15 protein-coding genes are annotated in these 16,755 nt (G+C 48.4%); 5 read left to right on the top strand and 10 right to left on the bottom strand.

Translation table 11 applies throughout. The annotated features are described in order from the left end of the window. Positions 1-54: 54 nt before the first annotated feature. Together ACTHSN_RS07045 and mpl are read left to right on the top strand one after the other, a co-directional pair. Positions 55-393 (top strand): P-II family nitrogen regulator, encoded by a 339-nt coding sequence (locus tag ACTHSN_RS07045; RefSeq protein WP_070647098.1) that lies wholly within the window; start codon positions 55-57, stop codon positions 391-393. A gap of 407 nt (positions 394-800) precedes the next feature. Then, the gene (mpl, locus tag ACTHSN_RS07040) at positions 801-2,177 is read left to right on the top strand and encodes a UDP-N-acetylmuramate:L-alanyl-gamma-D-glutamyl-meso-diaminopimelate ligase (protein WP_070460746.1); all 1,377 of its coding nucleotides are present in this window, start codon (positions 801-803) and stop codon (positions 2,175-2,177) included. 155 nt (positions 2,178-2,332) lie between these two features. Here the strand turns inward: mpl and ACTHSN_RS07035 are convergent, their stop codons facing one another. The 6 genes from ACTHSN_RS07035 to lon form a co-directional block, all read right to left on the bottom strand. Next, a complete protein-coding gene (locus ACTHSN_RS07035; RefSeq protein WP_070460747.1) occupies positions 2,333-5,263 on the bottom strand; it encodes a class I SAM-dependent DNA methyltransferase in 2,931 nt (976 codons plus the stop codon). A 118-nt stretch (positions 5,264-5,381) separates the two neighbouring features. Then, positions 5,382-5,510: a FeoB-associated Cys-rich membrane protein gene (locus ACTHSN_RS07030; protein ID WP_003683546.1), complete on the bottom strand. Its 129-nt coding sequence runs from the start codon at positions 5,508-5,510 to the stop codon at positions 5,382-5,384. After that, complete coding sequence (gene feoB, locus ACTHSN_RS07025) at positions 5,507-7,375, bottom strand: ferrous iron transporter B (RefSeq protein WP_049323195.1); 1,869 nt, start codon at positions 7,373-7,375, stop codon at positions 5,507-5,509. The genes ACTHSN_RS07030 and feoB overlap by 4 nt, the downstream gene beginning before the upstream one ends. Positions 7,376-7,402: 27 nt before the next feature. Next, a complete protein-coding gene (locus tag ACTHSN_RS07020; protein ID WP_003746882.1) occupies positions 7,403-7,672 on the bottom strand; it encodes a FeoA family protein in 270 nt (89 codons plus the stop codon). Between the two features lie 351 nt (positions 7,673-8,023). Then, on the bottom strand, positions 8,024-8,293 hold the full coding sequence (locus ACTHSN_RS07015; protein ID WP_070625332.1) for an HU family DNA-binding protein: 270 nt from the start codon (positions 8,291-8,293) through the stop codon (positions 8,024-8,026). Positions 8,294-8,479: 186 nt separating this feature from the next. Next, the gene (gene lon, locus ACTHSN_RS07010; protein WP_070625334.1) at positions 8,480-10,939 is read right to left on the bottom strand and encodes an endopeptidase La; all 2,460 of its coding nucleotides are present in this window, start codon (positions 10,937-10,939) and stop codon (positions 8,480-8,482) included. A gap of 213 nt (positions 10,940-11,152) precedes the next feature. Here lon and ACTHSN_RS07005 point away from each other — a divergent pair, with 213 nt between their 5' ends. The 3 genes from ACTHSN_RS07005 (at position 11,153) to lipA (ending at position 13,143) form a co-directional block, all read left to right on the top strand. Continuing rightward, positions 11,153-11,428 carry an HP0495 family protein gene (locus ACTHSN_RS07005; RefSeq protein WP_049328369.1) on the top strand — a complete coding sequence of 92 codons (276 nt, stop codon included), beginning with the start codon at positions 11,153-11,155 and terminating at the stop codon, positions 11,426-11,428. Then, on the top strand, positions 11,428-12,030 hold the full coding sequence (gene lipB / locus ACTHSN_RS07000) for a lipoyl(octanoyl) transferase LipB (protein ID WP_049352317.1): 603 nt from the start codon (positions 11,428-11,430) through the stop codon (positions 12,028-12,030). Before ACTHSN_RS07005 ends, lipB begins: the two co-directional genes overlap by 1 nt. Positions 12,031-12,159: 129 nt before the next feature. Beyond that, positions 12,160-13,143 (top strand): lipoyl synthase, encoded by a 984-nt coding sequence (gene lipA, locus ACTHSN_RS06995; RefSeq protein WP_070591250.1) that lies wholly within the window; start codon positions 12,160-12,162, stop codon positions 13,141-13,143. Between the two features lie 190 nt (positions 13,144-13,333). Here the strand turns inward: lipA and hemB are convergent, their stop codons facing one another. The 4 genes from hemB to ACTHSN_RS06975 all read right to left on the bottom strand — a co-directional run bounded on the left by hemB (position 13,334) and on the right by ACTHSN_RS06975 (position 16,747). Beyond that, the gene (gene hemB / locus ACTHSN_RS06990; protein ID WP_440365221.1) at positions 13,334-14,335 is read right to left on the bottom strand and encodes a porphobilinogen synthase; all 1,002 of its coding nucleotides are present in this window, start codon (positions 14,333-14,335) and stop codon (positions 13,334-13,336) included. Positions 14,336-14,367: 32 nt separating this feature from the next. Next, positions 14,368-15,078, bottom strand: coding sequence for a DUF6973 domain-containing protein (locus ACTHSN_RS06985; RefSeq protein ID WP_107810999.1), 711 nt, complete (start codon positions 15,076-15,078; stop codon positions 14,368-14,370). Positions 15,079-15,238: 160 nt separating this feature from the next. Further along, entirely contained in the window at positions 15,239-16,111 is an 873-nt protein-coding gene (locus ACTHSN_RS06980; RefSeq protein WP_107769386.1) for a DMT family transporter, read from the bottom strand. 3 nt (positions 16,112-16,114) lie between these two features. Then, positions 16,115-16,747 carry a DnaJ domain-containing protein gene (locus ACTHSN_RS06975; RefSeq protein WP_070460763.1) on the bottom strand — a complete coding sequence of 211 codons (633 nt, stop codon included), beginning with the start codon at positions 16,745-16,747 and terminating at the stop codon, positions 16,115-16,117. Positions 16,748-16,755: the final 8 nt, after the last annotated feature.

The raw sequence follows: 16,755 nt of genomic DNA, 5'->3' as shown, positions 1-16,755 counted from the left end.
ACAAAGGCCGTCTGAATGTTTCAGACGGCCTTTTCGCAAATAAGGAGACTCAATATGAAAAAAATCGAAGCTATTATCAAACCTTTCAAACTTGACGATGTACGCGAAACCCTGACTGAAATCGGCATTACCGGCATGACTGTCAGCGAAGTCAAAGGTTTCGGCCGCCAAAAAGGCCACACAGAAATTTATCGTGGCGCGGAATACGCAGTCGATTTTCTGCCTAAAGTAAAAATCGAATTGGTATTGGCTGACGATAAAGTCGATCAGGCTGTGGATGCCATTTTAGAAACCGCGCATTCCGGCAAAATTGGTGACGGTAAAATCTTCATTTATCCGGTTGAAGAAGCTATCCGTATCCGTACCGGTGAACGCTCGGAAGCAGCGCTTTAATAGAAATCGCAAAATACAGAATACAAATGCCGTCTGAAAATAAGTCGTAGCGTGGTTTGCTCAGGACTTATTTTTCAGACGGCATTAATTGAATACGCCCCCATTTTCTAAAGTCTATCCAAGTAAACCTATTATCGAAAACCTCACGCTATCAAGCATGGAGGAGTTCGAGGCAATGCTTCACCTGACCTTCGTAAACGACTTTACCGTATCAAATAACTCTTTCCAAAGTAGTGCTTACCCAATCCCATACTTGCAAAACCTCAATGCCCTCCTTTTAAAATCAAATTCCTCGTGTTTTTTTCCTATTCTTATTGTTGCCTAACTTTTCAGACGACCCCTTTCTTTATCCAAACTCCGTTATAATGACGGCTTTAAAATTAATTCATTCCCAAAACGGTCTTATCATGAAACACATCCACATTATCGGTATCGGCGGTACATTTATGGGCGGCGTAGCGGCTATTGCCAAAGAAGCAGGTTTTAAAGTCAGCGGTTGCGACGCCAAGATGTATCCGCCGATGAGTACCCAGCTCGAAGCCTTGGGCATTGACGTACACGAAGGCTTTGATGCCGCTCAATTGGACGAATTTAAAGCCGATATTTACGTTATCGGTAATGTTGCCAAACGCGGCATGGATGTGATTGAAGCCATTTTGAACAAAGGTCTGCCTTATACTTCCGGCCCACAATGGCTGGCTGAAAACGTATTGCACCGGCACTGGGTACTCGGCGTGGCAGGAACACACGGCAAAACGACCACAGCCTCCATGCTGGCATGGGTCTTAGAATATGCCGGCCTTGCACCGGGCTTCCTCATCGGCGGCGTACCGGAAAACTTCAGCGTTTCCGCCCGCCTGCCGCAAACGCCGCGCCAAGACCCGAACAGCAAATCGCCGTTTTTCGTTATCGAAGCCGACGAATACGATACCGCCTTTTTTGACAAACGCTCCAAATTCGTACATTACCGTCCGCGTACCGCCATTTTGAACAATCTGGAATTTGATCACGCCGATATTTTTGCCGATTTGGGCGCCATTCAAACCCAATTCCATCATTTGGTACGCACCGTGCCGTCTGAAGGCCTCATCGTCTGCAACGGCCAGCAGCAAAGCCTGCAAGATACTCTAGACAAAGGCTGCTGGACGCCCGTAGAGAAATTCGGTACCGAACAAGGCTGGCAGGTTGGTACCGTCCATGCCGACGGCTCGTTTGATGTACGCCATCACGGCGAAACGGTCGGACACGTCGCTTGGGAACTGATGGGCGAACACAACCGCATGAACGCCCTCGCCGTTATCTCTGCCGCGCGTCATGCCGGAGTCGATATTCAGACGGCCTGCGAAGCTTTGAGTGCATTTAAAAACGTCAAACGCCGTATGGAAATCAAAGGTACAGTAAACGGCATCACTGTTTACGACGACTTTGCCCACCATCCGACCGCCATCGAAACCACCATCGAAGGCTTACGTCAGCGCGTCGGTAACGCACGCATCCTCGCCGTCCTCGAGCCACGTTCCAACACCATGAAGCTCGGCACCATGAAAGCCGCCCTGCCCGCAAGCTTAAACGATGCAGACCAAGTATTCTGCTACGCCGGCGGCGTGGACTGGGACGTCGCCGAAGCCCTCGCACCTTTAGGCGGCAAGCTGCATGTGGGCAAAGACTTCGATGCCTTTGTTGCCGAAATCGTGAAAAATGCCGAAGCAGGCGACCATATTTTGGTCATGAGCAATGGCGGTTTCGGCGGAATACACGGAAAGCTGCTGGAAGCGTTGAAATAAAGGTTTGTTGAAAATTTTGAATGATTGAGGCCGTCTGAAAACCGGAATTTGGTTTTCAGACGGCCTTTTGGTTGTGAAGTAATGAGATGGGGAAAAACCGATATTTCCGGCGAATCAGGTTTGGTTATAAACCAAGCCGGATTTGCCGTTTGCCTTTATTTGGATTTTTTGGGCGGCTTGGTATTTTGGCTTTCTATTGCCTTTCGGTATAGGTCAAACAGAAAGGTGACGCGTTCTGCCTCATCGTCAGTGTTTTTGCCTTTTTTGTAGCCGTAGGCTTTATCTACTGCTTTGTCGAGGGTGGCGTGTGCTTTGACGAGGTCGGGATAGCCTGCGTCGGACGCATAAAGTTCGGCGAGCGTAGGGGGAGGCAGATCGTTAGCAAGCGCATCGGCACGGTATTTCTCGCGAGTGTCAAGGATGGCTTGGGCGGCAGCTTCGATGGCGGAACGGAGGGGATTGTTTTCAGACGGCCTTGGCGTTTCGCCTTTTTTGCCCGAAGCTTCCTGACAGGCAGTTTCGTCATCGTTGGGTTTACGGCAGCTTTCTGGGAAGGGAAAGTTGTTGTACACAATTAAACTGGAATAGCTGTAATCGCTTTTCAGACGGCCTGAAACAGTACGCATAAAGGCATTATGCATGGTGGAGCAGAGAATGCCAAAGTGGTAAAGAGTGGCATTAGGTAACATGAATAGCTTATCTCCGGCAATAGTTTGGGAATCCAAATAGCCGATGGGAATGAAACGGCGATTTTCAGAAGATACTTTAGGGATGGCAAGATAATTGCCGTCTGAAATATTGCGTAATTGCTGGAAAAGCCAAGGAGTCATAGCATCTTTTTGAGTTTGCTTATCTTTACTAGCCTCACGCATGGCTTTGACTGCCTGAATACGGGCTTGGACTTGAGGCATCTGTTTCAGGTCGTGGTTGCGTTTGACATCAGGTACGCCGTTAAACCAAATGCACCAACGTTCGATACCATTAAGGAATTCGTTACCCATCGAGAAGGCACGGATGTAGTTTGCCGCCAATGGTTCGGTAGCAATCAAGGCTTCTTTTTCATCGGTGGAAAGGATAAGGTTGCCGCCTTCGGTAGGCTTGCCTCCACTAACCATTTCAATTTCTCCGCTGATTTGGGTTTTGCGCTTGGCAATAATCAAATCGGGCGCATCAATCAGATAAGGATTGATGTTGGCTACGGCGTGTTTTTGGGGTTCACCTTTGATGTCGGGATAGTCGTAGAGGTATTTGGGCAGAGCGGGATTTGCCGAAGCGTTTGCGCCGCCGTTTTCAGACGACGTTTGCGGTTTGCGGCTAAAGCCGACGATGATGCAATGGACGGCGGCTTTGCCTGCGGCTTGGCTCGTCCATTGGAAGGTACGGTGGGCAAAGTTGATTTCGATGCCTTGGTTCAAAAGGCTGCCCCAGAGGATTTCGACCTGCTGGCCTTGGCAGATGGAATTGGTGGAGACAAATGCCGTCTGAACTTGGGAATTCTGCGCCATGATGCCGGCGGCTTTGACATACCAGTTGCAGACGTAATCCAACAGGCCGTAGCCTTTGATATGGCCGCAAATGCTTTCGAGGTCGTTTTTCTGCTCTTTAGTTTGGTAGGTCGAGCCGATAAAGGGCGGATTGCCGAAGATGTAGTCTGCCGCCTGCCAAGGTGTGCGGAGGCTGTTGGCGTGGATGATTTCGGCGGCGTCTTCGAGCGGCAGCGTATGGCAGGCGACTTCGCCGTCGAAGCGGATTTGCGTGCGGATGTTGCATTGGTGGTTTTTGAGCCACATGGCGGTACGGGCGATAAGGACGGCAAATTCGTCTATTTCGATGCCGTGGAATTGTTTCAGACGGCATTGGACGGACGGGCTGTCGAATAAGCCGCCTGCTTTGTCTTTGAGCGCTTCGGCGATGATGTCGTCTTCAAGGGCGCGGATGCGGTCGTAGGCAACGATAAGGAAATTGCCACAGCCGCAGGCCGGGTCTAGGAACTGCAGGTTTTGGATTTTTTGGTAGAAGGCGGCGAGTTTTTTGGCTTTGTCGCGTTTGAGGGCTTTGACGGCTTCAAATTCGGCGCGCAGGTTTTCTAAAAAAAGGCCGTTGATGACTTTGTCGATGTTGGCGGCTTCGGTGTAGTGTGCGCCTGCTTCGCGCCGCTCTTGTGCGTCCATGACGGATTGGAAGAGCGTGCCGAAGATTTCTGGACTGATGTTGCGCCAGTCGAAATTACCGCAGTCGATTAAGGCGTGGTGCTGCTTGTCGGTGAAGTCGAAAGTGCGCAGGCGTTCTTTGAAAAGGCCGCCGTTGACGTATTCGAAACCTTTAAATTTTTCGCTTTGGGTCTTGCTGCGCTTTTGGTCGGGTGTGTTGAGGAATTCAAAGAGTTGATTGAGCTTGTCGCCAAGCATATCGGCCTCTTTGCAGCTTTCTAAAAAGTCTTGAAAGAGGTAGTTGCGCTGGAAAACGGCGCTGTCGTCGGCAAAAAAGAGGAAAAGCAGGCGCGTGATGAAGAGCCTGAGTTCGTGTTCTTCGTAAATGCCCTCTTCCTGCAAGGCATCGTGCAGTCTGCCAATGGCCGTCGCCGCTTGAATATTGGCTTCTTCTTGAATTTGGCGGACTTTGGCTTCGATGCCGAACATAAAGTCGAAAACGCCGCGCGTAATGTATTCGGGCAATTCTTCCAACGGGAATTGCCATTGGTTTTCTACGCCTTCTTTAGGATCGCGACGATAAAGGTGGAAATGGGCAAAATCGCTGACGGCGTAATATTCAGGTAAGGCAGACGGCTTGGTGCGCTCGATTTCCTGCAAATAACGCTCCGCCTGTTCTTTGGCTTTGGCTAGGTTTTTGTTGGCGGATTTGTGTTCTGCCAGGAAGATGCCTTCCCAAAAGACATCGACAAATTGGGTGTTGTTGCTCGGGTCTTTAACGGCATATTCGAAGTGGACGACGTTTTTGCGATCAATGCCGAAAATCGCAAAAAATTCATTCCAAAAAGTGTCTTTTTCACGGCGTTCGTCGGTTTGGTTTTTATAGTGGTCGGCGAAATTTTGTGCAGCGCTTTGGAGTTGGAGCAGGGTTTTCATGACTTTATGGAATGAATGTATTGTATAAATGGATGGGGCGTTATTATAACGGTTTGCGTTAAAAAGGTCGTCTGAAACCTCTTTTCAGACGACCTTTCTTCTTTCTGGTTATCAATATTTAACCGCAACCACCGCATTTGCCGCAGCCACTGCTGCAGTCGCGTTTTTTCGGTTTGAACACGAATTTTCGCAAGAGGAAGAATACGCAGGCGAGCATAATCAAGCCGACGATAATATATTGAGTCATGACGATAGTATCCTTGAAGAAAGTTGGTAAACCACAAATGCGGCAAAATAAGCCATCAGGAACAAATAGCCTGTAATCATAAGCATATTTTTCGTGGATTTGGTTTCGCGTCTAATCACGGTCAAAGTCGCGGCACACATCGGAGCATACACATACCAAGCCAAGAAGGCAAAGGCGGTCGGCAAGCCCCAGTTGTTGTGTATGATGGGAATTAATGCGTTTTGTACGGCATCTTCAGACGACGCGCTGACGGCATAAACGGTACCCAATGCGGCAACGACCACTTCGCGCGCGGCAATACCCGGAATCATGGCGATACACATTTCCCAAGTAAAACCCAAAGGTGCAAAAAACGGCTGAATAGCATGACCAAGCGTACCTGCCAAGCTGTAATCGATGGCGGCACCGGTTGCGCCTTCAGGCGGTTGCGGCCAGCTTACCAAGCCCCACAGAACCACGGCCAACGCAAAAATGATGGTACCCGCGCGTTTCAGGAAGGCTTTTACCCTATCCCACAAGCTGGTCATGATGTGTTTGAAGTTAGGCGTACGGAAAGTCGGCAATTCCATCAAAAGTGGGAATTGTTGCACATTGCCTTTCATCCGCGCCAAGCGTTTCATGATATACGCTGCCAATGCGGCCGACAGAATGCCTACGATATAAAGAATAAACAATGTCAGGCCTTGCAGGTTGAAAATCCCACCCACTGTACGGTCAGGAATAACAGCGGCGATAATCAGCGCATACACCGGCAAACGTGCGGAACAAGTCAGCAACGGCGCAACCGCGATGGTAACAAGGCGTTCGCGCGGGTCGTTAATGGTACGCGCCGACATCACGGCAGGAACGGCACAGGCAAAGCTGGACAAAAGGGGAATAAACGAACGGCCGGACAAACCGCTTTTTGCCATGATGTTATCCAGCAGGAAGGCTGCACGCGGCAGATAGCCTGAGTCTTCCAATAGCAGGATAAAGGCAAACAAAATCGTAATCTGAGGCAGGAACACCAACACGCTGCCCAAACCGGCAATGACGCCGTTGACCAGCAAATCGTTGAGGATGCCCGGCTCCATGTTGGCGCCTATCCATTCGCCCAGCGCGGTAAAGCCACCTTCGATGGCGTCCATAATCGGCGCCGCCCATGTGTAAACCGCTTGGAACACCATAAACAGGATGACCAGCAGCATAATCATGCCCCAGACGGGGTGCAGCACGATGTCGTCGAGTTTTTTGTGCCATGCGGGCAGCGTCATCTGGGTGCGTACCACTTGTGCCAAAATCGATTCGACTTCTTGATAAAGTTTGTCGCTATCCAGCGCATCGAGCGTGCGTTCGGCAGAGGCGGGGTTTGCGGGGAAAGAGCGTTTGCGCGGCAGCTTCGCCACGGCTTCGCGTACAGCCTGTACACCCGACGCGCTCACTGCAACTGTTTCCAAAACAGGTGCATCCAACAACTCGCTCAGTTTGGCCGCGTCGATATTCAAGCCCCTTTTGCGGGCCACGTCGCTCAAATTCAGCGACACCACCATAGGCAGTCCCAGCGTTTTCAGTTCCAAAATCATGCGCAGGGTCATACGCAGGTTGGTCGCGTCGGCAACGGCAATAATGGCATCGGGCGGAATGCCCATCTTGCCTACCATTACATCTTTCGCCACCGCTTCGTCGGGGCTGGTCGTGCGTAGGCTGTATGTGCCCGGCAGGTCGATAATGCGGACGGCCTCGTCGTCGAGGAAGGCGCCCTCGCGCTTATCGACAGTTACGCCCGGATAATTGGCAACCTTGGCATGTGAGCCGGTCAAACCGTTGAACAAAACGGTTTTGCCGCAGTTTGGCGCGCCAATCAAGGCAAAATAGCTTAGTTCCATCATTTTTCCTTATTCTTTCAGACGGCCTTAAACGGCCTCAACGATACGACACATAATCTTCCCGGCCTCTTCCGAACGCAGGGAAAATTGAGATTGGTTACCCAAACGTACCGCAAACGGGCCTCTCCCAAAACCACCCACTGCAATCACTTGCAACGGCATTCCGCTGGAAAAACCCAAATCTGCAAGACGACGGGTTACCAAGGTATCCAAATCACCAAAAACAGGATTGGGAGCAATGGAATCAATATGTACGACTGCGCCTTTTTTCAGGCGCGACAAAGGAACAGCAGACATAAGTCTCTCTTTTCTTTTTGTTTTAAAAATAGATTATTGAAAAAACGTGAGAAGTATGATGAATGTGTAGCACATTTGAAAGATTGTTTACGAATGGCTATTTGCCCCTTCTTTCGATAAGTGCGGTTTGTTTTGAATACTGTTATTGTTTCCCTTAATGATAAGGTATATCAATATAAAAATCAAATGTAACAAGATAAACTAAAAAGGCTAAAATCCTTTTATCATTAGGATTTCAGCCTTTTTATGCACTCAACAAACTAAAGGCCATCTGAAAGGTTTCAGACGGCCTTCAAAATAAAAAACCGAATCAAATCGGTTTTTTATTCCCATTCAGGGAAAGACTCTAAATTACAGAGCGTCTTTCAATGCTTTACCGGCACGGAATTTAGGAGTTTTAGCAGCAGCAATAGTCAAAGGCTCGCCAGTTTTTGGGTTGCGGCCTTGACGTTCGGCGCGTTCGCCGACGTAGAAAGTACCGAAACCGACCAGAGTAACAGTGTCGCCGCTTTTCAATGCGTTGGTTACGGCATTAGTAGTAGCATCCAAAGCTTTTTGCGCAGCAGATTTGGAAATGCCGGCTTCTTGAGCAATTGCTTCGATCAATTCAGACTTGTTCACAATTAGTCCCTTCCTATCGTATAAAGATGATGAAATGCCCGAATACTCGGGGCTTGAGCGCTTTCAAAGCACATACGCACTTTATAGCAATTCTGAAATTATCATGTCAAGTAAAAAATGTGGAATTGCCCTATTTTTGGGGCATTCAGGGCAAAACCACATTTTTTGCAACATCAGACGGCCAACTTAATGCTTGGTTGCTTTTGTTCTTGACTTTGTCTTAGGAGTTTGCACGGTCTCGGCAACTGCCAATTCGGCAACCCATTGCTCAGGCTGAGTTTCCAGACTCAAAGCCAACACTTCATCAATCCATTTGACCGGATGGATGGTCAGACCGGTTTTGACATTTTCAGGGATTTCTTCCAAATCTTTGACGTTGTCTTTCGGAATCAATACATGCTTGATGCCGCCGCGCAAAGCAGCCAGCAGTTTTTCTTTCAAACCGCCGATCGGCAACACTTCGCCACGCAAAGTGATTTCACCGGTCATCGCCACATCCGCACGCACCGGAATTTTGGTAAAGGCAGAAACCATCGCCAAAGTCATGGCAATACCTGCGCTTGGACCGTCTTTCGGCGTCGCACCTTCCGGCACATGGACGTGAATGTCTTTCTTCTCGTAAAAATCAGGAGCCAGACCCACTGATTCGGCACGGGAACGGACAACCGACCATGCGGCCGATACTGATTCTTTCATCACATCGCCCAGTTGGCCGGTACATTGAATCGTACCCTTGCCCGGCAAGGCAACCGCCTCAACAGTCAACAACTCGCCACCGACTTCAGTCCAAGCCAGACCGGTTACCTGGCCGATGCGGTTTTCGCTTTCGGCCACGCCATAGTCGAAACGGCGCACGCCTAGATAGTCATGCAGATTTTTCTCAGTAACTTTAATTGCTTTAGGCTTGGCCTTGCTTGCTGTTTTGGATTTGGACGCTTTTTTCTTATCCTCATTCAAGGTAACCTGCATTACTACTTTGCGGCAGATTTTGGCAATTTCGCGATCCAACGAGCGGACGCCGGCCTCGCGAGTGTAGTAACGGATAATATCGCGCACCGCACTTTCATCAACCACCAACTCACCCTCTTTCACACCATTGCGCTTCATTTGTTTCGGCACAAGGTATTGCATGGCGATATTGATTTTTTCATCTTCCGTGTAACCGGACAGACGGATGATTTCCATACGGTCAAGCAGCGGAGTCGGGATATTCAAGCTGTTTGAAGTGGCAATAAACATCACATCGCTCAAATCGTAATCGACTTCGGCATAATGGTCGGCAAACTTGTTATTTTGCTCAGGATCAAGCACCTCAAGCAATGCACTGGCTGGATCGCCACGGAAATCACTGCCCATTTTGTCGATTTCATCAAGCAGGAACAATGGGTTTTTTACACCCGCTTTTGCCATGTTTTGCAGGATTTTGCCCGGCATAGAGCCGATATAGGTACGGCGGTGGCCGCGGATTTCGCTTTCATCACGCACGCCGCCTAATGCCATACGCACATATTGACGGCCTGTAGCTTTGGCAATCGATTCGCCCAAGGAAGTTTTACCCACTCCCGGAGGACCGACCAAACACAAAATCGGGCCTTTGAGCTTGTCCATACGTTTTTGAACAGCCAAATATTCCAAAATACGTTCTTTGACTTTTTCCAAACCATAGTGGTCGGCATTCAAAATCAAATCAGCCTTGGCAATATCTTTGCTGACACGGGATTTTTTCTTCCATGGCAACTCAAGCAAAGTATCGATGTAGTTGCGCACGACGGTAGATTCCGCAGACATCGGCGGCATCATTTTCAGTTTTTTCAATTCAGACAGACATTTTTCTTCAGCCTCTTTGCTCATGCCTGCTTCTTTGATTTTTGCTTCCAACGCGTCCAGCTCGCCGCGCTCGTCTTCTTCGCCCAATTCTTTCTGAATCGCTTTCACTTGCTCATTCAAGTAATACTCGCGTTGGGATTTTTCCATTTGACGTTTTACACGGCCACGGATGCGTTTCTCAACCTGCATGATGTCGAGTTCGGCTTCCAACTGAGCCAGCAGAAATTCCAAACGTTCGACAATGCCGGCGGTCTCCAGCACATATTGACGCTGCTCCAACTTCAGCTGTAAATGCGCGGCAATCGTATCGGCAAGACGGCTGTTGTCATCGATACTGCTGATGGTACTGATGACTTCGGCAGGAATTTTTTTGTTCAATTTCGCATATTGCTCAAATTGAGTCAGCAAGGTACGGCGCAAGGCTTCAATTTCGGGATTGTCCTTGTCGCTATTTTCATCAATCACCTCAACATGGGACAAAAACAATCCGCCTGTTTCGTCAACCGTCAACGCGCGCGCACGACGGATACCTTCCACCAACACTTTAACAGTACCGTCAGGCAGCTTCAAAACCTGCAAAACTTGGGCAACCGTACCGGTCTGGTGCAAGTCTTCAGCTTTAGGGTCTTCTGTATTAGGGTCAAGCTGGGCCAACAGGAAAACCGGATCATCATTGGCCATTGCCGCCTCAAGGGCCGCAATCGATTTAGGACGACCGACGAACAGCGGCAATACCATATGCGGATACACCACGACATCGCGTAAAGGCAAGGTAGCCAGCGCACTGTATTCCTCGAAATATTTGTCTTTTGTCGGCATAGTTAGAAATCTCAATCATTGTTAAATCAGAATGTAGCTCAAAATTGGGTTGAAGCGCTCCATTTCAAGACTTGAAAACAGCTTATCCGCACCTATTTTCGAAAACATCATTTTTAATAGCCCGATATGGACGTTTACGATAAAATATATCGGATTTTGGGCCGTCTGAAAACTTTTCAGACGGCCCTGGCTAACCAAACAAGGTAGTAAACCATGACAGACTCAACCGAAAAAAAATCATTAATTGAATTCCCTTGCACCTTCCCTGTAAAAGTCATGGGCGCGGTTCATCCGGAATTTGAATCCGCCATCTTGGAAACTGTGCGCAAACATGCTCCCGATACCGAGCCGCACCACATTACTACGCGCCCAAGCAGCAAAGGCAACTACACCAGCGCAACCGTCAAAGTAAATGTTGATAACCAAGAGCAGCTCGACAATATTTACCGCGACCTGACTTCACACGAATTGGTAAAAGTGGTGCTGTAATGAAAATCGTGCACAAAGGCTTGGTCGATTACCTGCCGACTTTCGAAGCCATGAAGGCATTTAATGCCTCGCGTGACGAAAACACCGAAGACGAATTATGGGTGGTCGAACATCCGCCCGTATTCACCCAGGGCTTGGCCGGAAAACCTGAACACCTCCTCATTCGCGACGATATACCCGTTGTCCAAATTGACAGAGGCGGTCAAATTACCTACCACGGTCCCGGCCAATTGGTCGTTTATACGATGATCAATTTCAAACGCCGTAAGACCAGTGTGCGCCATATCGTTTCCGCACTTGAAAACAGCATCATCGCTACCTTGGCAGAATACGGCATCGAAGCAGCCGCCGATCCCAAACGTCCAGGCGTTTATGTCGGCGAGCGTAAAATCGCTTCCCTGGGCCTGCGTATCAAAGACGGCTCCGTTTACCACGGCTTGGCGCTTAACGTGAACATGGATTTAAGTCCGTTTACCCATATCAACCCCTGCGGTTATGCCGGTATGGAAATGACCCAAATTGCTGACTACGTCTCTCCGGCACCCAGCTTGGCAGAAGTTTCGGACAAACTGACCAAGCATTTACAAAAAGAGCTGGCATAAGGCCGTCTGAAAATATTCAACCCCAACGCCATCTTTTAACTGCCCCTCTGAACCCACAAGCCCCTAGGTCATAAAGACTACAATAAGCTTTTCAGACGGCCTTTATAACGACAGAAAGAACACATCACCATGAGTGAAGAAGTAAAACACGACCCTAAACGCGGCATCAAACTGAAAGGCGCAGACAAAACTGCACGCATTCCGATTAAAGTTGTTCCATTGGAACAAAAATTGAAAAAGCCCGAATGGATCCGCGCCAAATTACCGGGTAAGAAATTCTTTGAAATCAAAAACATTCTTCGCGAACAAAAAATGCATACCGTGTGCGAAGAAGCATCTTGTCCAAATATCAGCGAATGCTTTACCAAAGGTACGGCCACATTCATGATCATGGGCGATATTTGTACACGCCGCTGCCCGTTCTGCGACGTTGGTCATGGCCGCCCCAATATGTTGGATCCTGACGAGCCTAAACACTTGGCAGAATCCGTCAAATCCATGAACCTGCGCTATGTCGTGATTACTTCCGTCGACCGTGACGACCTGCGTGATGGCGGTGCCCAACATTTCGCCGACTGCATCAAAGCCATCCGCGAAACCAGCCCGAATACCAAAATCGAAATCCTTGTTCCCGATTTCCGCGGCCGTCTGGACATCGCACTGGAAATCTTGGCAGAAACCCCGCCCGACGTGATGAACCACAACTTGGAAACCCATCCAAGCCTGTATAAAAAAGCCCGTCCGGGTGCCAACTACCAACACTCCCTCGAGCTTCTGCGCCGCTACAAAGAAATGATGCCCCATATTCCGACCAAATCCGGCATCATGGTCGGCTTGGGCGAAACAGACGAGGACGTGCGCGAAATCATGCGCGATATGCGTGCCAACAATATCGAGATGATTACCATCGGCCAATATCTGCAACCTTCAGACGGCCACCTGCCCGTCTTACGCTATGTAACGCCCGATCAATTCAAAGTTTTTGAAAAAGAAGCATACGAATTAGGCTTTACCAATGCCGCCATCGGCGCAATGGTTCGCTCCAGCTACCACGCAGACGAACAAGCAGCCGAAGCTTTGCGTGAAACCCACGGCGGTTGCAGCCACCACTAAGGTTTAAATCATATAAGGCCGCCTGAAAAATCAGGTAACTGTTTTTCAGACGGCCTTTATTTATGCAAAACTCTTTAGATTTTCAAAAAATAAACCTTAGTCAGGCCCTATTGAGCCAATCTTAAGTAATATAAAAAAGCGGCTAAACAGGATAAACACTGTTTGCCGCTTTTTGATTTATTTCTTTATTTTACTTCTTCAACAATTTTGCCGCTTCAATCGCATAGTAAGTCAAAATACCATCAGCGCCGGCGCGTTTGAATGACAACAGGCTCTCCAAAATGGTTTTTTCACCATCCAACCAGCCGTTTTGAATGGCAGCCTGAAGCATGGCATATTCGCCGGAAACTTGGTAAGCATAAGTCGGTACGCCGAACTCGTCTTTGACTCGACAGACGACATCCAAATATGGCAGACCCGGTTTTACCATGACCATGTCTGCGCCCTCTTGAATATCCAATGCTACTTCGTGCAAGGCTTCATTAGTGTTTGCAGGGTCCATTTGGTAGGTTTTCTTGTCTGCCTTACCCAAATTGCCGGAGCTGCCGACGGCATCGCGGAACGGGCCATAGAACGCTGAAGCATATTTTGCCGAATACGCCATAATGCGCGTATGGATATGTCCAGCATCTTCTAAGGCTTCACGGATGGCAAGAATACGTCCGTCCATCATGTCTGACGGGGCAATGACTTGTGCGCCCGCATCAGCATGACACAAAGCCTGTTTTACCAAAACTTCAATGGTTTCATCGTTGAGGACATAGCCATTTTCATCGGTTAAACCGTCTTGGCCGTGAATGGTATAGGGGTCCAAGGCAACGTCGGTCATGATACCCAACTCTGGGAATTTCTCGCGCAGGGTTCGTACCACTGTCGGCACCAAGCCTTCAGGGTTATAAGCCTCCTCCGCAAACTCGGTTTTATTTTGCGTTACCACAGGAAACAAAGCCAGCATAGGAATACCGAGCTTCAGTGCTTCTTCAGCGGTAAACAATAATTTGTCCAAACTTTGGCGTTTGACACCCGGCATGGATGGGACCGCCTCTTCCTGATTTTGGCCTTCCAATACAAAAACCGGATAGATCAAATCATCTGCTGTCAAAGTATGCTCGCGCATCAGGCGACGTGAAAAATCGTCTTTACGCATACGGCGCATACGGGTGTTTGAGACATAACGCGGAGGGAAATTCATAATAATTGCCTTTAAATGATGAAGTCTTAAAATCAGTCTTCGACTTGACGCATGGCCTTAACCGAACGCTTGATTTCGCTGAGCGTATCGGTTTTATAACCGCTACGTTCCTGTTCGGTCATGCCGTTTTGATCCAATTGGGCGATATTTTTCAATGCCTCGGCATACTGGCCGTCTGAAAGTTTTTCCTGTTTGATGTGCCAACGGTTTTTCACTTCGGAAGCCGTCCATAAGCCTACTTTGTTGTAGTAGAACAAAATGCTTGCCGCTAGCGTTTTCATATCGCTGTCAGGCTTGGCACTGCCGATACTGCGGCCGATACGGTTGTTGCGCTGATCAACCGCTTGGTCGGCAAGGTAGCGGCTGAAGTAGTCATCTTTACCTTCACGCAATTCCATATCCGTCAGACGCGCATTACCTGCTTTTTCTGCAATAATGCTGTCGAATTTGGAAGCAATCGCCGCCTGCCATAATGCTTGGCGTACGGCATTGACCTGTGTTCCCCTACTGTCGCCGTTTGCTTTGTCGTCCAAACCTGTACGCTCGGCAAAGCGTGTGGCATTACTGGTCATATTGATTAAGCCTTCGTCTTCCATGCCGATAACTTGAGCAGCTACGGGATGGTTAAGCGCGAATTGAGCCATTTTGCTGCGGCGGCTTTGATCTTCCTGATACGATTGACAGCCGGACAATACCAGCATGCCGAGAACGGCGCATTGAATGTGTTTTTTAATATGTTTCATGATGTAACTATCGATATTATTGTGTGAGTTCAACTTCTTTGTTTAACATAGAAACGCCCGTAAGCGCAAATTAATTTCCATACGGACAAATCGGCGCATAAATGGCTATTTTATAATAAAAATAAGGCCGTCTGAAAACTTTCAGACGGCCTGAGTATTTTTAACCCAGTAAGCTGCGAATCTGCGGCCAGTAAAACAGGCAGGCTATCGAGCAAATAGCAATGCTAATACCGGCTGCATTAATGCTGCTGATTTTTTCCTTAAATATTGCCGCACCAATCAGCGTACCCAAAACAATCACACCAATATTCATACCCGCAAACACCAAAGTCGGATTATCCTTCATGATTTGGTGTGCAGAAATGTAGGTAACAATATTCAAAAAGTTCAGACAGCCCAAAATCATACCGCCTACTATGCCCTCTTTGGTCCATTTGCTTCCTTTGGCAAACAGGTAGCCAAACATCAAGATGCCGGCCAAACAAAACGCCACCAGCAAATTGCCGGCAAACGCGGTACCGCTTTTTGCCACTTGTTTGAATAAAATATCGATGACGCCGTAGCCGCACCAAACGCCCAAAAGCAGCATTACTTGCGTGCTGAAGCCACCGGATTTCTTGCCGCCATCGCTTTTCCAAAGCAAGAAAAACAGTGCCGTAAATGCCAATACCAAACCGATCAGACGGCCTTCGGTCAACTGCTCATGGAAAAGCGTGAATGAAGCGACAATCGGCAGAAACAGCGATAAGCGTTGCGCCGCATCCGATTTGACGATACCTGCCGCATCTACCGATTTGCCCATAATGACAAACACGCTTGGCAGCAAAATGCCCAATGCCGCAAAAAGCCACCAAGTCGGTAAAAATACCTGCGGATTACTCAAATCAGGCTTTAACACCAGCATGGTCAAAGTGATGGCAACGATGTAGTTCACCGCCACCGCTTGCTCGATATTGATTTTTTGCTTGCGCGCCACTTTCAGCAGTACTGAAACCAACACGCTGCAAACGATACTTGCCAATAAATATGTCATGCTTTAGAACCATCCTTGATTAGAAACAGGCTTATCTTCATTCAGTTTAATCAATCCGACGACTACACGATAAATGAGCCAAACACCGGTTGCCGCCAAAATCAGCCAACCGATTAAGATAAGTATGGTCAGCATCCCTAAAACCATACCAATCAAAGACACCCAAAATGTCTTAATCAGATAATCAATATGGCTGGCGTAAATGCTGCCTTGCGCTTCATCGCGTTTGATAAACGCCAAAATCACACCGACGACGGGTGTAAACCAAATAAACAAGCCCAAGGCATATGTCACATAGGCAATAAAAACATAGTTTTTCACTTCGGATTTGGACGTATTGACCATATTGCCCCCCGTATTATTGTTCCCTGTATTATAGTTTGCCGTATGATTGGCCGCCGTATCATTGAAGCTGTTTTCTTTGACTTCCTGACGCTCGTACTGCATCGCCGCATCATAAGCCAGACGTTTTTCCGGATGAGACAATACTTCAAACGCCTGTCCGATGGCTTTGAAACGCTCCGCATCTTTCTGAATATCCGGATTGGCAACCAATTTACCGTAAGCCTCGCGGATAACGCTGATATCAGCATCCTGAGATACACCCAAGATTTCGTATAAATTTAATTGTTCCATCTGTATTC

It is taken from the genome of Neisseria sp. P0009.S010 (assembly GCF_051958545.1).
In the GTDB taxonomy this organism is placed as follows: Bacteria; Pseudomonadota; Gammaproteobacteria; order Burkholderiales; family Neisseriaceae; genus Neisseria; species Neisseria subflava_A.
Note: the sequence above shows the minus strand (reverse complement) of the source record. Positions and strands in the feature narration are given on the sequence as shown.

Excerpts from the sequence above, each read along its gene's own strand:
- ACTHSN_RS07045 (WP_070647098.1), top strand. The coding sequence starts at position 55 with ATGAAAAAAATCGAAGCTATTATCAAACCTTTCAAACTTGACGATGTA.
- mpl (WP_070460746.1), top strand. The coding sequence starts at position 801 with ATGAAACACATCCACATTATCGGTATCGGCGGTACATTTATGGGCGGC.
- ACTHSN_RS07035 (WP_070460747.1), bottom strand. The coding sequence starts at position 5,263 with ATGAAAACCCTGCTCCAACTCCAAAGCGCTGCACAAAATTTCGCCGAC.
- ACTHSN_RS07030 (WP_003683546.1), bottom strand. The coding sequence starts at position 5,510 with ATGACTCAATATATTATCGTCGGCTTGATTATGCTCGCCTGCGTATTC.
- feoB (WP_049323195.1), bottom strand. The coding sequence starts at position 7,375 with ATGGAACTAAGCTATTTTGCCTTGATTGGCGCGCCAAACTGCGGCAAA.
- ACTHSN_RS07020 (WP_003746882.1), bottom strand. The coding sequence starts at position 7,672 with ATGTCTGCTGTTCCTTTGTCGCGCCTGAAAAAAGGCGCAGTCGTACAT.
- lon (WP_070625334.1), bottom strand. The coding sequence starts at position 10,939 with ATGCCGACAAAAGACAAATATTTCGAGGAATACAGTGCGCTGGCTACC.
- ACTHSN_RS07005 (WP_049328369.1), top strand. The coding sequence starts at position 11,153 with ATGACAGACTCAACCGAAAAAAAATCATTAATTGAATTCCCTTGCACC.
- lipB (WP_049352317.1), top strand. The coding sequence starts at position 11,428 with ATGAAAATCGTGCACAAAGGCTTGGTCGATTACCTGCCGACTTTCGAA.
- lipA (WP_070591250.1), top strand. The coding sequence starts at position 12,160 with ATGAGTGAAGAAGTAAAACACGACCCTAAACGCGGCATCAAACTGAAA.
- hemB (WP_440365221.1), bottom strand. The coding sequence starts at position 14,335 with ATGAATTTCCCTCCGCGTTATGTCTCAAACACCCGTATGCGCCGTATG.
- ACTHSN_RS06985 (WP_107810999.1), bottom strand. The coding sequence starts at position 15,078 with ATGAAACATATTAAAAAACACATTCAATGCGCCGTTCTCGGCATGCTG.
- ACTHSN_RS06980 (WP_107769386.1), bottom strand. The coding sequence starts at position 16,111 with ATGACATATTTATTGGCAAGTATCGTTTGCAGCGTGTTGGTTTCAGTA.
- ACTHSN_RS06975 (WP_070460763.1), bottom strand. The coding sequence starts at position 16,747 with ATGGAACAATTAAATTTATACGAAATCTTGGGTGTATCTCAGGATGCT.